Below are 628 nucleotides of genomic sequence, written 5' to 3'. Positions count from 1 at the left end.
CGCGTTGCCGACCTGATGGGCGAGGCAGAGTTCGGCGATCTCGCGCGGTGTGCCGGTCTGCTCCCAGGCCCAGTCGCGGAAGGTGGAGCGCATGCCGTGGACTGTCGCACCGACGCCGAGCTGCCTGAGCGCCTTCGTCATGGTCATGTCGGAGATCGGCCGGTCCGCGCTCCGGCCCGGGAAGACGAGCGCCGCATCGTGGCCGCGTGCCGCCTCGAGCACCGCAAGGGCGGCCGGCGCCAGCGGCACCCGGTGCTCCCGCCCGCCCTTCATGCGCGCCGCCGGAACGGTCCAGACCGCGCGGTCCGCGTCGACCTCCTCCCAGCGCGCGCCCCGCACCTCGCCCGAGCGCGCCGCGGTGAGGATGCAGAAGCGCAGCGCCAGCGCGCCGCTGCCCCCGGCCTCGGCAAGCCGCGCCATCAGCGCCGGCAGCTCGGCCCAGGGCAGCGCCGCGTGATGGGTCGCCCGGTCGGCCTGCCGCGGCAGCGCCTTCTCGATCCCGGCGAGCGGGTTGGCCTCGCTCCGGTGCCGCGCCGCGATGGTCCAGTCGAAGACGGTGCGGAGCCGCTGGCGCAGCCGGCGCGCGGTCTCGGGCTTCTCGAGCCAGATCGGCTGCAGCACCGCGAGG

General features: G+C 76.1%; 1 protein-coding gene. It reads right to left on the bottom strand.

Annotated elements, in window-relative coordinates; translation table 11 throughout:
- The coding region (locus tag QSJ97_RS24625) for a tyrosine-type recombinase/integrase (RefSeq protein ID WP_285675148.1) at window positions 1–628 on the bottom strand (628 nt) is incomplete at both ends.

The organism is Paralimibaculum aggregatum (assembly GCF_030270585.1).
GTDB lineage: Bacteria > Pseudomonadota > Alphaproteobacteria > Rhodobacterales > Rhodobacteraceae > Thermohalobaculum > Thermohalobaculum aggregatum.
Note: the sequence above shows the minus strand (reverse complement) of the source record. Positions and strands in the feature narration are given on the sequence as shown.